This is a genomic window from Sphingomonas sp. Leaf28 (genome assembly GCF_001421685.1).
Lineage (GTDB): Bacteria > Pseudomonadota > Alphaproteobacteria > Sphingomonadales > Sphingomonadaceae > Sphingomonas > Sphingomonas aurantiaca.
Genome location: NZ_LMKX01000001.1, coordinates 362,223 through 384,459, shown reverse-complemented (window position 1 = coordinate 384,459; position 22,237 = coordinate 362,223). Strand labels below are relative to the sequence as shown.

The 22,237-nt window shown below is 67.6% G+C and carries 20 protein-coding genes; 3 read left to right on the top strand and 17 right to left on the bottom strand.

The features are described 5' to 3' along the window. Window positions 1-13: 13 nt before the first annotated feature. Window positions 14-556 carry a 16S rRNA (guanine(966)-N(2))-methyltransferase RsmD gene (gene rsmD, locus ASE79_RS01760; protein ID WP_056411235.1) on the bottom strand — a complete coding sequence of 181 codons (543 nt, stop codon included), beginning with the start codon at window positions 554-556 and terminating at the stop codon, window positions 14-16. Next, on the bottom strand, window positions 556-2,148 hold the full coding sequence (locus ASE79_RS01755) for a pseudouridine synthase (protein ID WP_156359483.1): 1,593 nt from the start codon (window positions 2,146-2,148) through the stop codon (window positions 556-558). Before ASE79_RS01755 ends, rsmD begins: the two co-directional genes overlap by 1 nt. Window positions 2,149-2,269: 121 nt before the next feature. On the opposite strand from ASE79_RS01755, the gene ASE79_RS01750 reads away from it, so the two are divergent. Next, the gene (locus ASE79_RS01750; RefSeq protein ID WP_056411232.1) at window positions 2,270-2,701 is read left to right on the top strand and encodes a response regulator; all 432 of its coding nucleotides are present in this window, start codon (window positions 2,270-2,272) and stop codon (window positions 2,699-2,701) included. 85 nt (window positions 2,702-2,786) lie between these two features. Then, window positions 2,787-4,118, top strand: coding sequence for an AmpG family muropeptide MFS transporter (locus ASE79_RS01745; RefSeq protein WP_056411230.1), 1,332 nt, complete (start codon window positions 2,787-2,789; stop codon window positions 4,116-4,118). A gap of 7 nt (window positions 4,119-4,125) precedes the next feature. Here ASE79_RS01745 and ASE79_RS01740 read toward each other — a convergent pair whose 3' ends face one another. From ASE79_RS01740 to ASE79_RS01690, 11 genes are all read right to left on the bottom strand, one after another. After that, window positions 4,126-4,590, bottom strand: coding sequence for a DUF6628 family protein (locus ASE79_RS01740; protein WP_235516715.1), 465 nt, complete (start codon window positions 4,588-4,590; stop codon window positions 4,126-4,128). A gap of 68 nt (window positions 4,591-4,658) precedes the next feature. Next, window positions 4,659-5,978, bottom strand: coding sequence for a bifunctional folylpolyglutamate synthase/dihydrofolate synthase (locus tag ASE79_RS01735; RefSeq protein ID WP_056411228.1), 1,320 nt, complete (start codon window positions 5,976-5,978; stop codon window positions 4,659-4,661). Between the two features lie 116 nt (window positions 5,979-6,094). After that, window positions 6,095-6,946 carry an acetyl-CoA carboxylase, carboxyltransferase subunit beta gene (accD, locus tag ASE79_RS01730; RefSeq protein WP_056411225.1) on the bottom strand — a complete coding sequence of 284 codons (852 nt, stop codon included), beginning with the start codon at window positions 6,944-6,946 and terminating at the stop codon, window positions 6,095-6,097. Next, window positions 6,943-7,755, bottom strand: coding sequence for a tryptophan synthase subunit alpha (gene trpA / locus ASE79_RS01725; RefSeq protein WP_056411223.1), 813 nt, complete (start codon window positions 7,753-7,755; stop codon window positions 6,943-6,945). The genes accD and trpA overlap by 4 nt, the downstream gene beginning before the upstream one ends. Further along, a complete protein-coding gene (gene trpB / locus ASE79_RS01720) occupies window positions 7,752-8,990 on the bottom strand; it encodes a tryptophan synthase subunit beta (protein WP_056411221.1) in 1,239 nt (412 codons plus the stop codon). The genes trpA and trpB overlap by 4 nt, the downstream gene beginning before the upstream one ends. Window positions 8,991-9,152: 162 nt before the next feature. Further along, entirely contained in the window at window positions 9,153-9,788 is a 636-nt protein-coding gene (locus ASE79_RS01715; protein WP_056411217.1) for a phosphoribosylanthranilate isomerase, read from the bottom strand. A 185-nt stretch (window positions 9,789-9,973) separates the two neighbouring features. Then, a complete protein-coding gene (gene pyrF, locus ASE79_RS01710; protein ID WP_056411215.1) occupies window positions 9,974-10,648 on the bottom strand; it encodes an orotidine-5'-phosphate decarboxylase in 675 nt (224 codons plus the stop codon). After that, on the bottom strand, window positions 10,645-10,998 hold the full coding sequence (locus ASE79_RS01705; RefSeq protein ID WP_056411213.1) for a LapA family protein: 354 nt from the start codon (window positions 10,996-10,998) through the stop codon (window positions 10,645-10,647). The genes pyrF and ASE79_RS01705 overlap by 4 nt, the downstream gene beginning before the upstream one ends. A 104-nt stretch (window positions 10,999-11,102) precedes the next feature. Continuing rightward, window positions 11,103-13,391: a patatin-like protein gene (locus ASE79_RS01700; RefSeq protein ID WP_056411211.1), complete on the bottom strand. Its 2,289-nt coding sequence runs from the start codon at window positions 13,389-13,391 to the stop codon at window positions 11,103-11,105. Between the two features lie 33 nt (window positions 13,392-13,424). Continuing rightward, the gene (locus ASE79_RS01695) at window positions 13,425-14,135 is read right to left on the bottom strand and encodes an endonuclease/exonuclease/phosphatase family protein (RefSeq protein ID WP_056411210.1); all 711 of its coding nucleotides are present in this window, start codon (window positions 14,133-14,135) and stop codon (window positions 13,425-13,427) included. An 88-nt stretch (window positions 14,136-14,223) separates the two neighbouring features. Then, on the bottom strand, window positions 14,224-14,667 hold the full coding sequence (locus ASE79_RS01690; RefSeq protein ID WP_056411208.1) for a hypothetical protein: 444 nt from the start codon (window positions 14,665-14,667) through the stop codon (window positions 14,224-14,226). A 516-nt stretch (window positions 14,668-15,183) separates the two neighbouring features. On the opposite strand from ASE79_RS01690, the gene ASE79_RS01685 reads away from it, so the two are divergent. Beyond that, on the top strand, window positions 15,184-15,933 hold the full coding sequence (locus ASE79_RS01685) for a prolyl hydroxylase family protein (RefSeq protein ID WP_082445004.1): 750 nt from the start codon (window positions 15,184-15,186) through the stop codon (window positions 15,931-15,933). Between the two features lie 44 nt (window positions 15,934-15,977). Here ASE79_RS01685 and ASE79_RS01680 read toward each other — a convergent pair whose 3' ends face one another. The 4 genes from ASE79_RS01680 to ASE79_RS01665 form a co-directional block, all read right to left on the bottom strand. Then, entirely contained in the window at window positions 15,978-16,607 is a 630-nt protein-coding gene (locus tag ASE79_RS01680; protein WP_235516714.1) for a L,D-transpeptidase, read from the bottom strand. A 49-nt stretch (window positions 16,608-16,656) separates the two neighbouring features. Further along, window positions 16,657-19,314, bottom strand: a complete 2,658-nt coding sequence (locus ASE79_RS01675; RefSeq protein ID WP_082445003.1) for a filamentous hemagglutinin N-terminal domain-containing protein — start codon at window positions 19,312-19,314, stop codon at window positions 16,657-16,659. Between the two features lie 68 nt (window positions 19,315-19,382). After that, window positions 19,383-21,065, bottom strand: a complete 1,683-nt coding sequence (locus ASE79_RS01670; RefSeq protein ID WP_056413185.1) for a ShlB/FhaC/HecB family hemolysin secretion/activation protein — start codon at window positions 21,063-21,065, stop codon at window positions 19,383-19,385. 499 nt (window positions 21,066-21,564) lie between these two features. Then, window positions 21,565-22,230: a Crp/Fnr family transcriptional regulator gene (locus ASE79_RS01665; protein WP_056411200.1), complete on the bottom strand. Its 666-nt coding sequence runs from the start codon at window positions 22,228-22,230 to the stop codon at window positions 21,565-21,567. Window positions 22,231-22,237 lie beyond the last annotated feature (7 nt).

Below are 22,237 nucleotides of genomic sequence, written 5' to 3'. Positions count from 1 at the left end.
GGAGAGCACGCTTCTACGCCGATACTGGCCGTAAAAGAGTCAGCCGCGCCTTGCCGTGGACGCGAGTCGCGTCGACCTCAAAGCCCGCGAGTTCGACGACTTCGGCCTTTGCCGTCTCCAGGCTGATCCACGTCGCGGGCCCGACCCAACCCAACCGCGACAGCTTGTCGAGCGCAACCAGCCCGGCGCCGGTATTGTACGGCGGATCCATCAGGATCACGTCGAGCGGTGCAGGCGCGGGCCCGAGCGCCATCACCGAGGTTGCTCGGACGTCGCCGCGAATCTCGAGCTTGGCGAGATTGGCCTTGAGTGCATCGACGGCCAGCTTGTCCGATTCGACGAACATGCACGTCCCCGCGCCGCGCGACAGGGCCTCGATGCCCAGCGCGCCCGAGCCCGCGAACAGATCGGCGACCGCGAGCCCCTCGAAACTGCCGACCCGGCTGGTCAGCATCGAGAACAACGTCTCGCGCATCCGGTCGGCGGTAGGACGGGTGGAGTCCCCCTTGGGCGCGACGATCGGGCGTCCGCGCCATTGGCCTGCGATGATCCGCATCAGCGTTTCCCTCCACGCGGTGCACGGGGCGGATGACCGCGCCCTCCCGACGGACCCTTGCCGGGTGCGGTGGGACGCGTGCCGCGGTCAGGCCGGGCGGGCGCATCGCGCATCGGCCGCGGCTCTGCGCCGGGACGACCGGCAGCACTGCGCGCGGCGCGCTTGTCGAGCGAACTCCGCCCACGCGAATCGTCGGCCTGCGGGCGGAAGCCGCGGGGCTGTTCCTGACGTTGCGGCGTATCGGCGCGGCGCGGCATGGTCACCCCGCCACCGCCTACCCGCGACGGCGCGGCGCGGTCGCGCGGCTGCTTGGCAGCGCGGAAATGCTTGATCTTCGGGCTGGTGCTGAGCTCCTCGCCGCGATCCGCGCGCTCCTGGCGGGCATAGGGCTTGGACGTCTCGCCACTCGTTGGTCGAACGTGATGCGTCCCCGTCGGCCGGGCGGCGTTCCGCGCATCCGGCCGCGCCCAAGGATCGTTGACATCACCGCGCTGCATCGCCGCGGTCGGGCGGATCCGCTCGGGCCGTGCAGGCCGCGACGGGCGCTCGGTCGGCGCGTTGGTGCTGGCGAAACCCGAACTCGCAGGCGCGCTGTACGGCGTGCGGGCAGGCGTACGCGCTCCACCGGGCGCAGGCCGCGTGCCGAACGCCAGTCGCCCCGTCGACGCGGAATGCCCCGTCGATGCGGGACGGGCGGCGTTGGCGCCGCGCTGGCTCGACCGCGCACCGATCCCGGCCCCTGCGCCGGCACTCGCGCTGATCCCGATATTGGCGCGCGCACCCGGACCCTCGGGCCGCCCCTTCGCCAGCTCCTTCTGGAACGCGACGACGTCATGCTGGAGCACTTCGCCGATCTGTCCCGGCGGCAGGTCGCCAAGCACGAACGGGCCGTAGCGAGTCCGGATCAGGCGCGAGACCTGCAACCCCAGATGCTCGAGCACGCGGCGAACTTCGCGGTTCTTGCCCTCGGTCAGAATCATCTCGATCCACACATTGGCACCGGTCCGACGCTCGATATTCGCGTTGATCGAGCCATAGCGGACGCCCTCGATCTCGATCCCCTCGATCAGCTCCTCGAGCTGCGGCTGCGTGATGTTGCCATAGGCGCGTGCGCGATAGGCGCGCTCGACACCCGTCGCGGGCAGTTCGAGCTGCCGCTTGAGCCCACCATCGGTGGTCATCAGCAACAGCCCTTCGGTGTTGAGATCGAGGCGACCGACCGGCACAAGCCGCGGCAGATCCTGCGGCAGGCGATCATAGATCGTCGTGCGTCCGGCCGGATCGCGTTCCGTGACCAGCAGCCCGGTCGGCTTGTGGTAGAGGAACAGCCGCGCCGCGCTGGGCGCCTCGACGGGATCGCCGTCCACCGTCACGCCGGCGAGGTTGCGCAGGATCGTCGCGGGCGTATCGAGCGTGGTACCGTTGAGCGCGACGCGGCCCTCGGCGATCATCCGCTCGATATCGCGGCGCGAGGCGATCCCTGCGCGGGCGAGCAGCTTGGCGATACGGTCGCCTTTTACCGGAGTGGCGGGGGGTGCAGGCGCGTCGTTCGACGGGCTGGCAGTCGGGTTATCGTCTTTTGAAGTCGTCATGGCGGGGCTGATACTATGGATCGGCCGCCAGCGCGAAAATATTTGCGACCGTTCGTGCAGCGGCGCGTTAGGACCCGAGAGCGTAACGACCATTTCGCGTGCGACCGGGGGCCTTTCGGTAATGTTGTTCGGTAAAAAGAAGCGGCAGATCGTCCGGCTCCTCGTGGTCGAGGACGAACCCCTGGTGGCGTTCGACACCGAATATTTCCTGGCAGAGGCAAAATTCACGATCGTCGCGACGATCGACCGGGTGGCCGACGCGCTGCCGATCCTCGCCAGCGACACGGTGATCGATCTCGTGCTGGTCGATGTGAACCTGGCAGACGGTTCGGGGATCGACGTGGCCCGCGCGGCGCAGGCGCGCGGCGTACCGGTGATGTTCGTGACGGGCAGTTGCCCGGTCGAAGCGACCACGCTCGCCGCCGGGTGCCTGTCGAAGCCCTATGCACCGCGCGACCTGATCGCCGCGATCGAGGCGATCGAGGCCACGCGCGGCGGCATTGCGCCGAAGCGCGTGCCCTTCGGGTTCAAGCTGTTCGACGCGAAAGTCTGAGGTTTCCGACGGTCCATCGCCTGACGGGTAGCGCGTTTGCGATTTCCCGTTAGGGTTCGCGCGAGCGAGTGGGAGCGTAGGTGTAATGGATCGAACCGAAGACAAGCGGTGGAGCGATGGGTTCCGGCCGTATGTCGAGAAGGCGCCGCTGGCCGCGCTCGCGCTCGGCATCTCATCGGGATTCCCGTATGCGATGATTGGCGCGACGCTCACGACGCGGCTGGCGGCGAGCGGTATCGACAAGAAGACGGTCACGGCGTTCAGCCTCGCCTTCCTCGTATATAATCTGAAATTCCTCTGGGCGTGGGTGGTCGATGGCGTCCGCTTGCCGGTGATCGGGCGGCTCGGCCAGCGCGTGTCGTGGCTGATCGTCACCGCCGCGCTGGTGGTCGCCGCGGTCGTCAATCTCGCCCTGGTCGATCCTGCGGCAAGCATCGCCGCCACCGCGACCGCTGCGATTCTGGTCGGCGCGGCGGGCTCGACCTTCGACATCGTCATCGACGCATTCCGCATCGAGACGCTTGAGCCGCGCCAGCTGGGCGTCGGCTCGGGGATGAGCCAATATGGCTGGCGGATCGGATCGGCGGGCGCCGGCGCCCTTGCGCTCGTCGTCGCGGAACGCGCGGGCTGGAGCACCGCCTATCTGGCCTGCGCCATCTTCGCGCTGCCCGCGGTGCTGGCCGGACTGGCGCTGGGCGAGCCCCAGCGCCGCCGCCCGCCGATCGAGCGTCGCGGGCTTGCCGAGGGGTTCCGGGCGATTTCGGGTCCGTTCGTCCAGTTCTTTTCGCGCGAAGGGGCGTTCGTCGTCCTGGCGTTCATCCTGATCTTCAAGGTCGGCGATACGCTCGCCAACCTGACGCTGCGGCTGTTGTTCGACGATCTCGGCTTCACCGGCGACGAGATTGCGTTCTACGATGTCGGGATCGGCTTCTTCGCGTATCTCGTCGGGATCTTCATCGGCGGCATCCTGTATGCGCGGATGGGGATGAAGCGCTCGGTGCTGCTGTCGCTCGTCCTGATGGGCGTGTCGAATCTGTCCTTCGCGGCGCTTGCGGCGGCAGGGCACTCGAACTTCGGGATGGCCGCGGCGATCGGCTTCGAAAACGCTGCCAGTGGGTTCGGCGGCGTCGTCGTAATCGCGTATTTCTCCGCCTTGTGCGATCTCCGCTTCACTGCGGCACAGTTCGCGCTGATCTCCGCCGCGGCGAGCATCGTCGGGCGGATCGTGACGGGCACCACGGCTGGCGCCTTGATCGAGGCCATCGGCTATGTCGACTTCTACCTGCTGACGACCGTGCTCGCGCTGCCCGGCGTCGTGCTGTTCTGGTGGATGAGCCGGTCGGGGATGATCGACCGCTCGATCGGCAGTGCGGGCGTCGAGGGGGAAGGCGACGCCCGCGCCGGGGACTCCGTCTAGGCCGCGCCTACATCGTGACCGGTCGTCCTTCGTCGGCAAACGCGGCAGCGAGCGCCGCGGCGCTGGCGAGGACGCCGTCGACTTGGCGGACACCGAGCAGATCGGCCATCAGATAGCGGGCGCTCTCGGGCGCGGTCTCGACCCGGGCGAGGATCGACAGCATCGCCGATTCCGCGGGCGTCATCCGGGCGCAGCAGCAGGGCGCGATCGCGATCGTCCCTGCCGAGGTGGCCGCAAGGTCCGCCATCAACGCGCGCAACAGCACCAGCGGGCGGCGGAAGCTCTGTCCGAACGCGGTGAACATCGTGTGCGCCGCACGTGCATCGGCAAGGCCGTTCGCCCCCATGCGCCGCATCGCGAACAGCGCGATTCGCGCGTTTTCACAAGGCGGTAGCGGATGCGGCAACAGCGTCGTCGCGCTGGCGAGCGCTTGGGCCGAGGCGGGCGTCGAACTGGGGCGGGTATCGGTCATTCACGCGACTCCGTGGTGGTGCCCACAAACTCGCCTGTTGGTTATTGATAGTCAATAGCAATAAGAGCTCAGTCCGGCGGCTGGTCGTTCGCGGCGAGCACTTCACCCGCAAGGTAGAGCGATCCCGCGATCAGCACGAGATTGGGCTGGTCGCTCCCGGCCGCGATCCGGTCGAGCGCGTCCGCCGGGGAGGGCGCGGTGTCCGCGGTCGTCCCGCAGCCCCGCGCGATCACGGCGAGTGCCCCGGGTGCATAGTGCGCGTGGCCCGGCACCGGGATCGCGATGACGTGCCCGATCGAGGGCGAGAGGATCCGGATCACCGCGTCCGCATCCTTGTTGGCGAGCATCCCCAGGATCAGCGTCACCGGGCGGCGCTTCGCCAGCGTCCGCAGCGCGCGCGCGACGGGTTGCGCCGCGTTGGGATTGTGCGCGCCGTCCAGCCAGAGCTCGCTGCCACGCGGCAGCCGCGCGAGCAGGGGTCCGTCGGACAGGCGCTGCATCCGCGCCGGCCAGTGCGCCCAGTCGGCGGCGGCACGCATCGCGGCTTCGGGGACGTGCAGCGCGCCCTGATGCCGCAGCATCGCGATCGCCAGCGCGAGGTTGCGCGACTGGTGCGCGCCGACCAGCCGGGGGCGGTTGCTGACGAGCGAGAAACCCTGGTCCGCATAGCGCATCGTCGACCGCGCGGTCTCGCTGGACCACGCCGCGCCGCGCGCAACGACGGGCGCGCCGGCCGCCGCGGCGACCGCGGCGATCTTCGCGCGCAACGGCTTTGGGTAGTCCATCGTGACGAGCGGCACGCCAGGTTTTGCGATGCCCGCCTTCTCGCCGGCGATGTCCAGCCGCGTGTCGCCAAGGAACGACTGGTGATCGATCCCGAGCGCGGCGATGCCGGTGACGACGGGGTTGGGAATGACGTTGGTCGCATCGAGCCGCCCGCCGAGACCGACCTCGACGATCGTGGCGGCGGCGGGCGTGCGCGCGAAGGCGAGGAACGCGGCGGCGGTCGTGACCTCGAAGAAGCTCGCCTGCAGGTCGGCTGCGTGGTCGAGAACCTCTTCGAGCAAGGCGGCGAGCAGGTCGTCTTCGATGAGCGATCCGGCAAGGCGGATACGTTCGTTGAAACGGACGAGGTGCGGCGAGGAATAGACGTGGACGCTGTGCCCGGCGGCTTCGATCGCGGCGCGCAGGAACGCGCAGGTCGAGCCCTTGCCGTTCGTCCCGGCGACGTGGAAGACCGGGGGGAGCGATAGATGCGGATCGCCGAGGCGGCTCAGGAGCGCAGTGATCCGCTCCAGGCCGAGGATGTCAGCGCCGGGCGACAGCGCGGTCAGCCGGTCGAGCTGGGCCTGTACGGCGGGCGAGGAGGAAACGGCGTGGTCGGGCATTCTAGCTCCCTCTCCCCTCCGGGGAGAGGGCTGGGGTGAGGGGCTGTTCCAGGCGCAGCATTGCTGGGCTGCCCCTCACCCCGACCCTCTCCCCGAAAGGGGAGAGGGGGCAGAGATTACGCCGCTTCGCGTGCGCTCAGATAGCCGATGACGGTGCCGAGCTGTTCGCGCAGATCCCTCCGGTGAACGACCATGTCGATCATCCCGTGCTCGAGATAATATTCCGACGTCTGGAAATCCTCGGGCAGCTTCTCGCGGATCGTGCTCTCGATAACGCGGCGGCCGGTGAAGGCGAGCGTCGCCTTGGGCTCGGCGATCTGCACGTCGCCGAGCATCGCATAGGCCGCCATCACGCCGCCCGAGGTCGGATCGGTCAGCACGACGATGTACGGCAGCCCCGCATCGTGGAGCATTTGGATCGCGACGGTGCTGCGTGGCATCTGCATGAGGCTGAGGATGCCCTCCTGCATGCGCGCGCCGCCGCTCGCGGTGAAGATCACGTAGGGTACGCGGTCCTCGATCGCCGCCTCGACGCCGCGCACGAACGCCTCGCCGACCGCGAGCCCCATCGAGCCGCCCATAAAGCCGAAATCCTGCACGCCGACGACGACGCGGTGGCCGTCGATCGCGCCGCGGGCGTTGATCAGCGCGTCCTGCTCGCTGTTGTCGGTGCGTGCGGCCTTGAGGCGATCGGTGTAGCGTTTCTGGTCGCGGAACTTGAGCGGATCCTCGGGCACTTTCGGCGCGGGGAGTTCGCTGCAGCTGCCCTCGTCGAACAGCTGTGCGAAGCGGACCTTCGGCCCGATGCGGTCGTGATGATCGCATTTCGGGCAGACGTAGAGATTGTCCTCCAATTCCTTGGTGAACACCATCTGCCCGCAGCCCTTGCACTTGTGCCAGAGATTCTCGGGCGTCTCGCGCTTCGCGACGAAGGGCAGGACGTTGCGGACGCTGTTGAGCCAGCTCATACGGGAACCTTTCGGGCCGAGGCGACGGCGTCGGCGAGAGATTTGATATAGGCGCGGACGGGCTCGGCGGCAGCGGTGCCGTGCTGCGCGACGAGTTCGACGATCGCCGAGCCGACGACGACGCCGTCGGCGACGCGCGCGACGTTGGCGGCCTGTTCGGGCGTACGGATGCCGAAGCCGACCGCGACCGGGATGTCGGTCTGCGCCTTGAGCCGCGCGACGGCGTCTTCGATCGAGCCTTGCTGCGCTTGCTGGAGCCCGGTGATCCCGGCAACCGAGACGTAATAGAGGAACCCGCTCGCGCCATCGAGCACGGTCGGCAAGCGTGCGGCATCGGTCGTCGGCGTGGCGAGGCGGATCAGGTCGATCCCCGCGGCGCGCAACTGCGGCCCGAGCGCATCGTCCTCCTCGGGCGGGACGTCGACGCAGATCACGCCATCGACGCCGGCCTGCGCTGCCGCGTCGGCGAACCAGTCGGCGCCGCGGCGGAGCATCGGGTTGCCATAGCCCATCAGCACCAGCGGCGTGTCCGGATGCCGCGCGCGGAACGCGGTGGCGATCGCGAGAATGTCCGCCGTGCGCGTGCCCTGCGCGAGGCTACGGATATTGGCGGCCTGGATCGCGGGGCCGTCGGCCATCGGATCGGTGAACGGCATGCCGAGCTCGATCGCGTCCGCCCCGCCTGCGACGAGCGCGTCGAGGATCGGGCCGGTGGCCTCGGTGGTCGGATCGCCCGCGGTAACGAAGGCGACGAGCGCAGCGCGCCCTTGCGCGGCGGTCCGGGCGAAGGTGGCGGCGAGGCGGCTCATATCGCCACTCCCAGCGCTTCGGCGACGGTGAAGATGTCCTTGTCGCCGCGGCCGCACAGGTTGGCCAGGATGATCTGGTCCTGCCGCATCTCGCGCGCCTTCTTGGTCACGGTGGCGATCGCATGCGATGGTTCGAGCGCGGGGATGATGCCCTCGGTCCGGCACAGCAGCTGGAACGCGTCGAGCGCCTCGGTGTCGGTGGCGCTGTCATATTGGACGCGGCCGATGTCGCGTAGCCACGCATGCTCGGGGCCGATGCCGGGATAGTCGAGCCCGGCCGAGATCGAATGCGCCTCGGTGATCTGACCGTCCTCGTCCTGCAGCAGATAGGTCTTATTGCCGTGGAGCACGCCGGGGAAGCCGCCCGCAAGGCTCGCCGCATGCTGCTTGTCGAGCCCGTGGCCCGCCGCTTCGACGCCGAGCATCTGCACATCGGGATCGTCGAGGAAGGGGTGGAACAGCCCGATCGCGTTCGATCCGCCACCGATCGCCGCGACCAGCAGGTCGGGCAGGCGACCGGTCCGCTCCAGCATCTGCGCGCGTGCCTCGGTGCCGATCACGCTCTGGAAGTCGCGGACCATCTCGGGATAGGGGTGGGGCCCCGCGGCGGTGCCGATGATGTAGAAAGTGTCGTGGACGTTGGCGACCCAGTCGCGCATGCCCTCGTTCATCGCGTCCTTCAACGTGTGTGCGCCCGACGTCACCGGGCGGACCTCGGCGCCGAGCAGCTTCATGCGGAACACGTTGGGCGCCTGACGCTCGACGTCCTTGGCGCCCATGTAGATCACGCACGGCAAGCCGAAGCGCGCGCAGACGGTTGCAGTCGCGACGCCGTGCTGGCCCGCGCCAGTCTCGGCGATGATCCGCGTCTTGCCCATCCGGATCGCGAGCAGGATCTGGCCGATGCAGTTGTTGATCTTGTGCGCGCCGGTATGATTCAGCTCATCACGCTTGAACCAGATTTGCGCACCCATGCCGGGTTCGGCGGACTCGCGCAAAGCCTCGGTCAGCCGTTCGGCGTAATAAAGCGGGCTCGGGCGGCCGACATAATGTTCGAGCAGGTCGTCGAACTGCGCCTTGAACGCAGGGTCGGCCTTGGCGGCACGGTACGCCTCGTCGAGTTCGAGGACGAGCGGCATCAGCGTCTCGGCGACATAGCGTCCGCCGAAGTCGCCGAAATGGCCACGCTCGTCGGGCTGGGCGCGGTAGGAGTTGGGGGCGAGGGGAGCGTTCATGACTGGGCGTTTAGCACTTCCGAAATCGCTGTCACCCCTTCGGTTTCCGATACCTACCCCCCCCGGCGAAGGCCGTGGCCCAAGTGGGAAGGTTTTGGTGACGGAGGGAAGGGCCAGTCACGGCCGTCTCCCAATTGGGCCCCGGTCTTCGCCGGGGTGGCGCTAGCGCGCGGCGACTGCGCTCAGGAACGCCGCGATCTTGGTTTCGTCCTTGGTGCCGGGTGCGGTTTCGACGCCGGAGGACACGTCGACCAGCTCTGCCCCCGTCCGCCGGATCGCCTCCGCGACGTTCGCCGGATCGAGCCCGCCCGACAGCGCCCAGGGCAGGGGGTGCTTGAACCCGTCGAGCAGGTCCCAGTCGAACCGGAGCCCCATCCCGCCGGGCAGTGCGGCCGAATCGGGCGTCTTCGCGTCGTAGAGAATCCGGTCGGCGACCCCGGCAAACCCATGCGCGGCATCCAGGTCGCCGCGCGTGCGCACCGCCACCGCCACCCAGGTCTCGATCCCGAACTTCGCGCGGATCGCGGCGGCGCGCGCGGGCGTCACCTTGTGGAGCTGCAGCACGTCGAGCGCCGCCGACTCGACCGCCTGTTCGAGCATCTCGTCCTCCGGATCGACGAACACGCCGACCTTGGCGACGTGAGCCGGCACGCGCGCGGCCAGTTCTGCGGCCTTCGCGAACGTCACGTGGCGCGGCGAGGCGGGGAAGAACACGAACCCGACATGGCTCGCCCCATGCCGGATCGCGGCGTCGAGCGTGGCGGGGGTGGAGAGGCCGCAGATCTTGGCGGTGGTCATGATGTTCCTTTGATGCTCTCTGCGAAGCCGGCGCAACCTTTCCCTGCAACCCATCCGTCATCCTGACGAAAGTCAGGATCCAGAGTAATAAACGCCAACCTTTATAGCCCTGGATCCTGACTTTCGTCAGGATGACGGAAGGGGGGGATGATTGCGCGGGGTCAGCCCGTCAGGACGGCGCGCCTCTACAGCGTCGCGCCGATCGCGCGGGCGGCGGTGTCGGGGTCTTCGGCCTGCGTGATCGGACGGCCGACCACCAGGATCGAGGCCCCCGCGTCGAGCGCCTGGCGCGGCGTGACGACTCGTTTCTGGTCGCCGATCTGTCCGTCGGGCAGCCGTACACCGGGCACCACGAAGAATCCCTTGGGCCAGATCGCCTTGGCCGCGGCGACCTCCGCACCCGAGCACACGATGCCGTCGACTCCGGCCTCACGCGCGAGTTCGGTCAGCCGCGAGACCTGGTCGTGCGCGCTGCCGGTAATGCCGGTCGCGGCGAGATCGGACGCGTCGAGACTGGTCAGCATCGTCACCGCGATCACCTTGGTGCCGATCGGTGCCGCTGCCTTGGCGTCCTCGAGCATCGCCCGCCCGCCGCTCGCATGCACCGTCAGGATCGCCGGTTTCAGCGTTCCGAGCGCCTGCACCGCCTTGGCGACGGTATTAGGGATGTCGTGGAGCTTGAGATCGAGGAAGATCGGCAGGCCGAGCTCGGCCATCGCATGGACGCCGGGCTGGCCGTGCGCCGAGAAGAATTCGAGCCCGAGCTTGATACCGCCGACATGATGGCGGACGCGCGCCGCGATCGCCTTGGCGCGCGCCAGATCGGGCGTGTCGAGCGCGACGTAGATCCGGCTGCTCATGACGCGACCCCCGCCGGTGCGACGACAGGCGTGACGGGCACCGTCATCGGCGACGTCACCGATGGTTCGGCAGGCACGACCGCAACCGTCTCGGGCCGCGGCGTCCGCAGTTCGACCAGTTCGCGCTCGCACGTCGACAGTCTTTGCCGCAGCCGCCACCGGATCGCGTGATTGTACAGCATCGTCGGCACGAAGCCGATCAGGAAGGTGACGAACAGCAGCAGCGGCAGGTTCACATCGGCGATCAGGCCGCCCCAGAGCTGGATCTGCACGGCATTCCAGTTCGAGATCGTGAAGACTGCGGCGATAAACGCCAACAGACACCAGAACAGGATTTTCAGGAACTGCATGCGGCCACCTCTATCGTCTCCCCCGATGCCGAAGCGCCGATTGGTGTGCCAGAGCTACCGCCAAGCGGCCGGTTTGGCCAGTCTTGTGCAGAACAAGCGCAGCGTCAGCCAATTTCGGTCCTGATCTGCGCGATCAGCGGGAGGATCGCGGTCAGCCGCGGCTCCTCCTCGTCGAGGATCGCGAGGAACGCCGCGCGCTTGATCGCCGCGACCCGCCCGGGCTTCATCCGCACGGTCTGCGGTAGCGTGGAGACGGTGATGTCGATCATCCGCTCCGCCCCGTGCAGCCGCCCCCAGAGATAGTCGTTCTCGCGATAGGCGCGGCTGAAGAACGCGCCGAACGTGCCGAACTGAATCCCCTTCAGCGTCGCCTCCGCGCCCCCCGACCGGATCGCGGTCGCATCGTCGGGCGCGATCCGGTCGACCTTGATCGGATCGAACTCGTCGAGGCCCTCGCCCTGCAACAGCGGCAGCGTCGCGGTGTCGAAATAGGGGAAGCCGAGATAGGCGAGCAGCAATGCGCGCCGCGCGGGCTTGGCCAGCGCGGCGAACGCGTCCGCCAGTCGCTGGTCGGTCTCCGCATCGAGCTGTTCGAGCGCGAACGTTTCGCCGAGCGTTTCGAGCACCGCGGTCGCATCGCCCTTCATCGCGCGCACCGCGTCGTGCATCCCGGCGTGCATCTCGCCACGCAGCCGATCGAGATAGGGCGACAGCGATTCGTAGATCGCATTGCGCATCGGGGCGAGTTCAGGCTCGTCGGCGGCGGTTTCCACCTCCGACAGGCGCCGTGCCATCAGCCGCAGCCGGCGGATGCGAAAGCCGATGTCGAACGTCCGCAGGAAGGCGATCGACGCGGGACTGGCGCCGCCTGCAAACCCCGATCCGAGACCGTCCGCGCCCGTCGCCACGACCCGCGCGACGATCGCGGCGCGGATCTGCACCAGCCGCCGCGGGCTGTGATGCCGCCCCGCCTCGTAGAGAAGCGCCGCGATCGTCTCGATCACCGCACTGCGTTTGAGATGCCCATAAGCGACGAAGCCATAGCCCGAACTCGCCGCGGCAGCCTTCTGTGCGCGCCGGCGCCACGCGATCAGCCGCGGCGCGGTCGGCCGGTCGAGGAACAGCGTGTGGCCGAACAGCGATTCGACATCGGCCTCTACCTCGGGACGGATCGCGGTGACGATCCCGCGCATCCGGTCGATCCGGGCAGAGCGTTCGGCGATCGCCTCCAGATTGTCGCGGATCGGTTGCTGGCGCGGAATGTCGCTGATCGCGCCGATGATCGTCTGGAAGAATCCGGGCGTGCCTTCGGCGCGGTTAAGCCGCAATTTGATGCCGGGGGAGGGGTCGATATAGATAAAGCGCCGATCGATCTGGCGGCGCGCAGGGCGGTCCTTCAGCGCGTCGAGCGCGGGGCGGAACGGCGCGTTGGCGAGCACCGACCCATCGATCAATACTGCGCCTTCGGCCGCGTTCGCCGCGGTATGGCGGGGCAGCACGCGCGCCAGGAATCCGCTGCGTCCCGGCCACGCGATCCTGCGCTGCGCCAGGACACCGTCCAGTTCGGCGACCGTGAACGGCGGGAACGCGCCCGGAAAGCTCGACGTCGCGCGCGCTGCGAAGGCCAGTTCCGCAGGCGGCGCCAGCGTGTCGCAGGCGCTGCCATTGTCGGTGAAGTCGACCACGAGCCGGTGCTCGGTCTCGACCACTTCGGCGGGCGAATTGAGCTGCAGCCGCTCGGGATGCCCCGAAAAATCGGTCACCGTCACGAACAGGTCGAGCGGCTGGCCCGGCGGTAAAAGCCGCGGTCCGCGCTCGCTCGCCGCCATCGCGTCGAACGCGTCGAGCAGCAGGTTGGTGAAGGTCTTCCCCCCGAACGGCGGCTCGAACCAGCGCGAGCGGATGAAATGCGACAGCTTGGTGCGCACCTCCTCGCGAGTCGGATCGTCGAGCGCGTCGACCTTGTCGGTGCTGCGTCCCGCCGCCATCCACGCCAGCGGCATCGCCCAGGCCTTCGAGAAGCGCGATTTGGGTGCCGCCTCGGTATCGATCAGCGCCTCGACATCGGCGGACGTCATCCACAGGTCGGTCAGCGGATCGAGGCTCTGGCCGGTCGCGATCGCCTGCGCGAGGAAGATGCCGTTGATCCCGCCCGCGCTCGCACCCGCGACGATGTCGGCGAGGACGCGAACCCGGATCGCCGCGTGCGTCTCGATCTCCTGGAGCAGCGCGTGATACACGCCTTGGCTGCCGCCCTTCGGGGCCTCGCCATCATGGAACGCCCGGCTGGCGCAGACCAGCCGCCAGATCTCCTTGGTGATCCCGTGCATGTAGACCGCCAGGCTGATCCCGCCGTAACAGACGAGCGCAAGGCGCAGCTCCTTCTCGCGCATTCTACATCCCGTCCTGCATCGTCGTTGCGGCGATTATGCGGTTTCCTCGACCATCGGCTCGAGCATAGCCCAGATCGGCAGATGATCCGATGCCTTGCGCGCCGCCGGGCTCGTATGCACGCCGCATTCGACCACGCCGAGCTCGCGCGACACCATGATCCGGTCGAGCCGCGCGATCGCGCGCCGTGAGTGAAAACTCGGCCCCGTCTCGGCAAATGCATAGTCGCGCCCGAAATCGCGCAGGCAGCCCGAGCCCGCGCTCCATTCGTTAAGATCGCCCATCATCACGGTCGGATGCCGTTCCGCGCAGGTGTCGACATGCGTCATCACCGCCGCCGCCTGCTTGCGTCGCCACAGTCCCGACAGGTCGAGATGCATGCCCAGCACGCGGATCGTGCCGCCCGGCAGCCTTACGTCCGCCATCACCGCGCCGCGCGGCTCGAGCGCGGGCAGATGGATCGCGGTGCACCCCAGGATCTCGGCCGATTTGCGGACGAGGATGACATTGCCGTGCCAGCCCATGCTGAGCGAGCGCAGGCCGAAATCGACCGGGACCCAGTCGCTATGCTCTTCGAGAAGATGGTGCGGCAGGACGCACGCCTTCGCGCCGAACCGACGATCGGCCTCCTGCAACGCGATGACGTCCGCGTCGATCTCGCGCAACACCTCGACCACGCGCTCGGGGTTGCGCCGACGGTCGAGCCCGATGCCCTTGTGGATATTGTAGCTGGCGACCTTGATCATGCGTGCGGCCTATAACGCCGCGGGGCGATCCCGGTTGCGGCCGGGCCGTTTATGGCCGGTCATTCGCTGTCGATCGAGCCAACACGTCTCAGTTGGCGTAGCATTTCTGCATGTTGACCATGCGGCCGCGGCCATCGGTGTGCGTCGCGTCGCCGGGAAAGTCGCGCATCGTCGCGCCGAGCTTGGTCAGATCGTCGGGCGACAGCCAGCCCTGGATCTTGCCCTGCTCTACCGCCCAGCAATCGGCGGCGGCCTCGCCCGGACCGAAGATCTGGTGTGCGCATTCATGCGTGTACCAGAACAACTGCTGCGCGCGCGGCAGGTTGAGGACGCGCGGGTGGAGGATGATCCGGCCCTTATAGGCAGCGGCGATATCGTCGATCGGCTGGATCATCGTATCGACCGGGCCACAGGTCGCGCGGTAGCCGGCGAGCAACAGCGCGCCGGGCAGGATCAGCCGCTGGGCAGCGGCGGGTTGCGGGACAAGGGCGAGCAGCGACGCCGCAGCGCCGGCGAGGATATTTTTGAACATGGAGATCCTGGCCCCGCGAGACGCGAGGACGAGCAAGAGTGTCACGCGACGATCGGTCGCGGGCTGGTCAGTGGCGCGGCGGGCGATGCCGGCGGGCGCCGCTACCCAAAATACAGGTACAGGAGGCCGACCCAGATCAGCGCCGACACGAGTGCCGCGGCCGCATTCAGGCGTGGTGAATGATCCCGGCCGTACAGTCCGGGGTTCGGGGCGAGGCTCAAGGCAAGGGGGCTCGGATGCATGGTCTGTCTCCGCCGATATCGGTCAAATCGCGTCATTCGGTGCGCTCGCCGGCAGCGGCGCAGGGAATGTTTCCGAACTCTTTGGCCTGGTACGACTTAGCGCATCCAAAAAAGCGGGGTGGTGGCGAATTTCGCTCAACCGAGCCTAACCTATGTTGGTCGTACTTGATATACGCATGAAAGGCGATAAGGATACATCAACTAAAGATATAAACCTAGGATAAGTTTCGTATTTTCGGATACTATTGGCCCGGATGAACGAAGTGACAAACATATGTCTGAATTTCTAGATACTGGCGCCTGGTCGACCGGCGGTACGAAAATCGCTCCACCGCAAGCACCATCCCTGTCCGCACTCGATCTGCGCGACGGCTATATGGAGGCATTGGGGCGTTCCGACTCCGCGGCGCGCGTTCGCGAACGGATCGTGCACTATCCCGGCGCCGTCCGGATCCCGGCAAGCGACGTCGAGCTCTACATCGTCCGCAATTTCCTATCGCTTGCGGAATGCGCGGCGTTGGTCGCGCTGATCGATGCCGATCGGGTGCCGTCGCCGGTCGTCGCCGACGACCCCGTGCCGTCCTATCGCACGAGCGAAACCTGCTATCTCTACCCCGGCCCCGATGCGGTGGCGGTGGTGGAAAGCAAGCTCGACGAGCTTACCGGGATCGAATCGGTCTTTGGTGAGCCGCTGCAGGGACAACGCTATGCGGTCGGGCAGGAGTTTAAGCCGCATCACGATTTCTTCGACACCACCCAGCATTACTGGCGAAATCAGGTGCCGATCGGCGGGCAACGGACGTGGTCGGCGATGACGTTCCTCAACGAACCCACCGAAGGCGGGCGCACGAACTTCCCGACCGCCAACGTGGTGATAGCGCCCAAGGCGGGCAATCTGGTGATCTGGAACAACATGGATGTGCTGGGCCGGCCAAATCCGGGCTCGCTGCATCAGGGCATGCCGGTCGAGCAGGGCGTCAAATACGTGCTGACCAAATGGTATCGCGAGCGGCCCTGGGGCTAATGACGATCCGCGGCTGAGCGCCGGAGTCTATCCGCTCGCTCCGTCTAGTTCGCGGCACCCGTCGGGATCGCGAAGACGCTGCGTAACGGCTTGGTCTCGGGCAGGATGTAGACGATCCCGACGGTGCCGGTGAAGAGCGGCTTGACCACGCCATCATAGAAGCCCGGCGGGACGTTGACGCAGCCATAGGAGATCCGGTTGTCGCTAGGCGTCGGCGAGGCGAGCCGTCCGGCACGATTGTCGACCCGACGGCCGACGATCACCCGGTGGAGCGACAGCGCGGCGTCATAGTCGATCCACAATATGTCCTGCTCGAAATCATGGCCGAGCGAGGCCTTGAACCGGCCCGCGGGGGTGGTACGTTCCGCGGGCAAGATAGTGGCGAGCTTGCGCTGGCCGATCCCGGGCACGCTCGCATCGCCGTGCGCCATGCCGAGCAACGCGGGCGCCGTCCCGCGCAACCCGCCGCTGCCGTCGAACGCGAAGACGACGGCGTTGACCTTGTCGATGACGAGGAACGGCAGGCTCTGGTTGTCGTGCGACGTCGCCACCCAATCGGCGGTAGCGCGCGCGTCGTCGGAGACGGTCTGGGTCCCGAATCGTGCAGGCGTTGACGCAGGTGCCGGCGTCGCCGTGGGTGCAGACTGGGCGGCGCCCTGGGACGTCGTTGCCAAGGCAACGAGTCCTACTGCCAACGCCCTGCGCCAGAACCTGCCGATCATATCAATGCCGTGCCTGCTTGCGGGGATAGTTGGGCACCGCCGGCGCATTGGGCGGGGTCGGCTGCACGAACGGACGATCGGGTACGGGCTGCAGGGTTTGCGGCGGGACGGGAGTTTCGAAAACGGGTTGCACCGTCTCTGGCGTACCCGGGTTCTCGACGATGACCGTTCCCGGACGGACGGGCGGCGGGAACAAGACGCCGCCCTCGACCACATCGACCGGCGGCGGCGACGATACCCGCAGGGGAACGGGCGGCACCTCAAGGAACGGACGCGCCGCGGTCGGCAGGTTCGGCACGGGTGTCGGCGTGACCACGATGGGCGTCGTCGGTGTCGGCGTTGGGGTTGGCGACGGTGACGGTGACGGTGCCGGCGAGGGAGCCGGTGCAGGAGCCGGTGCAGGAGCCGGTGCCGGAGCGGGCGCTGGTGCCGGAGCGGGCGCTGGTGCCGGAGCGGGCGCTGGTGCCGGAGCAGGCGCTGGTGCCGGAGCGGGCGCTGGTGCCGGAGCGGGCGCTGGTGCCGGGGCGGGCGCTGGTGCCGGAGCAGGCGCTGGAGCCGGGGCGGGCGCTGGTGCCGGAGCGGGCGATGGTGTGGGGGCGGGTGATGGTGACGGAGCCGGCGCGGGTGCCGGTGCCGGAGCTGGAGCAGCGGTGATCGTCCCGGTCGTGCGGAACCCGGCGACGCAGCATGAGCTTGCCAGCGCATATTGGTCGGCGTTCGCGCCGGTCAGCGTGTAACCGCTATAGCTGACCCCGATCCCGGAGCCGGCATCGGTGCTGTCGAACGTCGCGGTCGCATTGGTGCCGGCGACCAGCGACACGCCCGTCGGGCTGCCCGAGGTGGACGTCGTGTTGAACCCGCTCAGTACCGCCGCATTGGTGCCGTCGGCCACCTTCTGTGCGGTCGGGAACAGCAGCATGCGCTGCGTGATCGCCGCGCCTTCGGTCAGGACGAACTCGGTCGAGAAGTCGGTCGGCGTCGTGTACGAGACGGGGTTGTAGTTGATCGACACCGGCGCCGCGGTCACCGTGGTCGGCGGCGACAGCGCGGAGAACACGATCGTGCCGCCGTTGACGCCCGGTCCGGTGCCGTCCGACCCTGCGATCAGCGTCAGCCCGACCGGCAGGCCCAGGCTCTGCGCGGGGATCGTCGTGCCGCGCGTCAGCGTGACCGCCGCGTCGATCATCACGTCATGCCCTGCGCACAAGGCGATGTTGCCGTCGGTCGTCGTGATCGCGTGAAACACCTGCACGTTGCGGCCGGCGTTCAGCAGGATGCTGCCGTTGGTCGTCGTCAGATCGGCGTTGACGTTCACGTCGCGGCCGCAGCACGCGACGATATTGCCGTTGGTCGCGGTGATCGGCGCGTTGATGTTGACGTCGCGGAACGCGTTCATCGTCAGCGTCGTCGGCACGCCCGACGCGGTCCACGCGACCGCGTCGTTGACGAAGATATCGCCATTCCCCGTCGTCGTGTCACCCGCGGCGGGGATCGTGCTGATCGTGATGCTGGTCGTCACCAGCTGTGCCGACAGCGTCGAGCCCGAGATGTTGCCGCCTGCACCGATCACGTAATCCTGCGGATCGATCAGCCACATGCCGGTCGCACCCGACGGTGCGAAGGTCGAGACCTGCGTGCCGTCGGCGACGTTGACGGTGGCGGCAGACGTCTCGACGAAGCCGCCATTGCCGCCCACGGGGGCGCTGGCGTCGAGCGTGCCGGCGAGGCTGAGCGTGCCGGTCTTCATGTCGCCGAGCAGCAGGATCGTGCCGCCGCGGTTCTGCAACGTGCGCGCCTCGACGATGCCGGTGTTGTTGACCGCGGTGTGGAGCAGGTCGCCCGCGCCTTGCGCGGTCATCACGACCTTGCCGCCGTCCGCGCGGATCAGCCCGCCATTGCGGACCAGCGCGCCGACCGCGCCCTTGTCGACCGCGACGTTGAGCAGCCCGTCGCCGGCCACGTCGAGCGTGATGGCCTCGCCGCCCGCCAGCACGACCGTGCCGAAATTCGCCTTGATCGTGCCGCCATTCCCGACGTTCGCACCGAGCAGCGCGACATAGCCGTTCTTGGCGTTGATCGTGCCGTCATTCTGGACGCTCGCGCTGCTCGTGCCCGCAAAACTGGTCTTGCCGGCGAGGAAATCGGCATCGGAGATATTCAGCGTCGACGCGACAAGCCCGCCGACGTTCACGTTCGCGGTCTGACCGAACAGGATGCCGTTGGCGTTGACCAGGAATACCTTGCCGGTCGCCGACAGGTTGCCGAGGATCACCGACGGGTCCGTACCGAGCACGCGGTTCAGCGCGACCGAGCTGCTGGTCGGCTGGTCGAACACGACGCTCTTGCCCTTACCGATCGAAAAGGACTGCCAGTTGATCGCCGCGCGGTCGCTGGTCTGCGTCACGGTCAGCGACTTGCCGCCGGTCGCGATGCTCGCCTGGCCCGCCACGACCTCGCCGCCGGTCGGCAGCGTCTGCGCCTCGACCGGACGTGTCGCCGCGGTGCCGGCCAGGCTGAACCCGATCAGCCAGGCGAACCGCGCAAGCCCGGTGGTGCCGAACAGGCCGCCACGCCGCGTCCGCGAGATGGCGGGGACGGTAGGCGCCGATGCGGCCGCGGGGCGGCGGGTATTTCTGATCGATGACGGGATGGCGGTCATGGGCGGTATCCTCGGTAGCGGCGTCGGGCCGCAGAATTTGGGCTGGCCAGCAGAGTCTGGCAGCGCGGTCAGAAGCTTTTCGAAACCTGGAACCAAGCGCGGCCCGACTTGTCGGGCGCGGACGTCGCATCGGCATCGCCAAGCTTGCGCGCATAGGTCGCGCGGACCGTGAAGTCGTAGGGTGCGCTCCACGCCAGGCCGGCGCCATAGGCGCTGCGCTTCGCGTGGTTCGAGCCGGTGAAATACGGATGCTTGACGTAATCGACCTCGCCGACATCGACGAGCCCGAACAGCTGGAGCGCACCCGGCACGATCTGCGGCAAGGCCACCCGCGCCTCGGCGGTCGCGACATAGCCCTGGTCGCCGTAAGCCTCGCCCTCGGGATAAGCGCGCACCGCATAGGCACCGCCCAGCTCCATCCGCTCGGAGATGTCGAGGTTGCTGAACGCGATCTGCCCGCGCGCCGAGGCGAACAGCGACAGCGGGCCGGCGATCGTCTGCAACCGCGCGAAGCTAAACTGCAGCTTCCCGTAGCTGCCGTCGGTGCGCGCGGTCAGCGCATCGATCGACCGCTCATAGGCGCCGCGGATGTCGAGATTGCCGACCGAATAGCTCAGCGAATAGGCGCTCCAGCCGCCGCCGAGCAGCGTGTCGTGCTCGTCGCCGCTCAGCCCTGCGGTGATGACCTGCGCACGGCGATAGCTGGTCGTGTCGACGATGCCGATCCGATCGTCGAACCATTTCACGTCGCCGCCGACGGTCACGTACAGATTGTTGTTGCGCGAGCGGATCAGCGGATAGCTCGCATAGACGCTGGCGACATCGGCATTGCCGCTGCCGTCGAGGCTGTCGAATTCCTTGCCGAGTGAATATTCGAGATGCGCATAGGCGACGCCCAGCGTGACCTGTCCGATAGGCGCCTGATAGGCTGCGCGGCCATAGGCGAGGCCGGTGAACGAGGTCAGCGCGCGCAGGCTGAGCACGTCGCCGGAGCCCGTCGGGTTGTTCCAGTTCACCACGCCGCCGACGCGATAGGCCCCGGTGTAGCGGTTGCCGGCGTTGTCGGCGTCGACGCTGCCGGTGATGCTGCGGCCTGGCGCGACGTTGACGAGCAGGTCGGATGTCCCGACCGCGGTGCCGGGGCTGAGCGTCGAGCCGACGCGTACGCCCGGCAGGTCCGACAGCATCAGCAGGCGGCGCTCGAGCGGCGCGGCTGCGACCGGATCGCCGACGTCGAGCCCGGTGAGAATTCCGTTCACGACACGATCGGACAATCGCGACCCATTCTTCACGCCAACCGCGCCGAAACGCCCCTCGACGACCGCGAGTGTTACGGTGCCGCTCTGTACGTCCTGTTCGGGAAGATAGGCCTGCGCGACGAAATAGCCGCGGCTGGCATAATAGGCCGTGATCCGTGCAGCGAGCGTCTTGAGGTCGGCCAGGTCGAGCTCGCTGTTCGGCGTAAATCCGGACGTAGCGACCAGGTCGGCCTCGGGAAACAGAGTCGCGCCGCTCACGCGAAGCGAGCGGACGAGCGTCTTGGGGCCGCCGGTTGCCGGAATCGCGACCGGCGTCTTGCGTTCGAACCCGAGCTCGGGCGCGGGCTTCTCGACGAGCGGGGTCGGCGGAATCTGCTGGAGCTGCCCGCCGGCACCGATGGGAACCTGCGCCTCCGCAGCCTGGGCCGAAACCATCAGGGCAGCCGGGCTCACAGCCGCAAGCGCGGCCGCCCATAGGGTCGACTTGAACATGAACACCTCGAAAGTCACCGCGGATGGAAGGCACGAGTCTCCCATCCGCAGCAGCGGGAGCCGTTCGAAGGGGGGTAGTGCGCCCGAAGCGAGGACGAAGCCTTAACGGATCGCAGCGGCCCGATCTGCGTCGAGCTGCACCGCCATCAAATCAGATGGTCGAAGCGTGAATACCAAGCCCAAACCCGGCGTTTGGAGTCGCGCGGGATGGACTGATGTTCGGCTCTTAACCTATGTAAGTCTTCTGAAATTAATACAAGATAGAAACATGCTGACGTTGTGAAAAAATCACACGTCAGCGGATATTTAACCAACTTATTACCATATGTTACAGAGTAGCCCGCCGGACTGGATTCGCATGCGTGCGGTTTCACGGGTGAAACTGGATACTATCTTATGCCGTTCCGATTATTTGCTCGGTGAAGACTCGCGTCGAGCCAGGCTGTTTCGAACCCGGTACAGACGGCATCATGGTTGCATCGAGCGGGCAATAGTTCGGCTAGGGGGCAGGGGGCGCCGGTATCCGCACTTGCTGTCCCGCATGCAGATAATCCGCCGAGAAGCCGGCGATGTCGCGAAGGCCGTGCCAGTCCGCGAACCGGACGTGACGCCAGCTTCGCTCGACCAGCCCGGCGGTGTGGAGCGTCTTGAGCATCCGGTTGACATGGACCGCGGTCAATCCGGTCGCCTGCCCGATCTGCTCCTGCGACATCGGCAGTTCATAGCCGTCATCGGGGGTGCGACCGGCGGCGTCGCTGCGCACCGCGAACTCGCACAGGAAATGCGCGACGCGGCGCAGGCCGTCGCGCGCGCCGATATTAACCATCCATTCGCGCGTGATCGCGTGGCGGATCGCCTGATGGACCCCCAAAGCCTGCGCGATTGCCGGGCGGCGCGCGGCGATCTGTCGCACTACCGCCAGGGGAACGGTCGCGACGTCCACGGCGGTCAGCGCGCGCGTGTCGTGATCCACCGTCCGCAAGTAGAGATGCTCGAGCCCGATACTATCCCCGGTGATTGCCAGCGAGACGATCTGAGACTTTCCCTCGCCATCATCCTTCTGACCGTAGCAATATCCGTCGAGCACGATCGACAAGGCATCGCCCCGGTCGCCCTGCCGCATCAGATAGCCCGCGGCTGGATAGATCTTCCGGGCGAACGGCAATTGGAAC

Excerpts from the sequence above, each read along its gene's own strand:
- ASE79_RS01735 (WP_056411228.1), bottom strand. The coding sequence starts at position 5,978 with ATGCCCGACCACGCCGTTTCCTCCTCGCCCGCCGTACAGGCCCAGCTC.
- ASE79_RS01695 (WP_056411210.1), bottom strand. The coding sequence starts at position 14,135 with ATGATCAAGGTCGCCAGCTACAATATCCACAAGGGCATCGGGCTCGAC.
- ASE79_RS01700 (WP_056411211.1), bottom strand. The coding sequence starts at position 13,391 with ATGCGCGAGAAGGAGCTGCGCCTTGCGCTCGTCTGTTACGGCGGGATC.
- ASE79_RS01755 (WP_156359483.1), bottom strand. The coding sequence starts at position 2,148 with ATGACGACTTCAAAAGACGATAACCCGACTGCCAGCCCGTCGAACGAC.
- ASE79_RS01690 (WP_056411208.1), bottom strand. The coding sequence starts at position 14,667 with ATGTTCAAAAATATCCTCGCCGGCGCTGCGGCGTCGCTGCTCGCCCTT.
- ASE79_RS01750 (WP_056411232.1), top strand. The coding sequence starts at position 2,270 with ATGTTGTTCGGTAAAAAGAAGCGGCAGATCGTCCGGCTCCTCGTGGTC.
- trpB (WP_056411221.1), bottom strand. The coding sequence starts at position 8,990 with ATGAACGCTCCCCTCGCCCCCAACTCCTACCGCGCCCAGCCCGACGAG.
- ASE79_RS01705 (WP_056411213.1), bottom strand. The coding sequence starts at position 10,998 with ATGCAGTTCCTGAAAATCCTGTTCTGGTGTCTGTTGGCGTTTATCGCC.
- ASE79_RS01670 (WP_056413185.1), bottom strand. The coding sequence starts at position 21,065 with ATGTTCAAGTCGACCCTATGGGCGGCCGCGCTTGCGGCTGTGAGCCCG.
- ASE79_RS01745 (WP_056411230.1), top strand. The coding sequence starts at position 2,787 with ATGGATCGAACCGAAGACAAGCGGTGGAGCGATGGGTTCCGGCCGTAT.
- accD (WP_056411225.1), bottom strand. The coding sequence starts at position 6,946 with ATGAGCTGGCTCAACAGCGTCCGCAACGTCCTGCCCTTCGTCGCGAAG.
- ASE79_RS01715 (WP_056411217.1), bottom strand. The coding sequence starts at position 9,788 with ATGACCACCGCCAAGATCTGCGGCCTCTCCACCCCCGCCACGCTCGAC.
- ASE79_RS01685 (WP_082445004.1), top strand. The coding sequence starts at position 15,184 with ATGTCTGAATTTCTAGATACTGGCGCCTGGTCGACCGGCGGTACGAAA.
- trpA (WP_056411223.1), bottom strand. The coding sequence starts at position 7,755 with ATGAGCCGCCTCGCCGCCACCTTCGCCCGGACCGCCGCGCAAGGGCGC.
- rsmD (WP_056411235.1), bottom strand. The coding sequence starts at position 556 with ATGCGGATCATCGCAGGCCAATGGCGCGGACGCCCGATCGTCGCGCCC.
- ASE79_RS01675 (WP_082445003.1), bottom strand. The coding sequence starts at position 19,314 with ATGACCGCCATCCCGTCATCGATCAGAAATACCCGCCGCCCCGCGGCC.
- ASE79_RS01740 (WP_235516715.1), bottom strand. The coding sequence starts at position 4,590 with ATGACCGATACCCGCCCCAGTTCGACGCCCGCCTCGGCCCAAGCGCTC.
- pyrF (WP_056411215.1), bottom strand. The coding sequence starts at position 10,648 with ATGAGCAGCCGGATCTACGTCGCGCTCGACACGCCCGATCTGGCGCGC.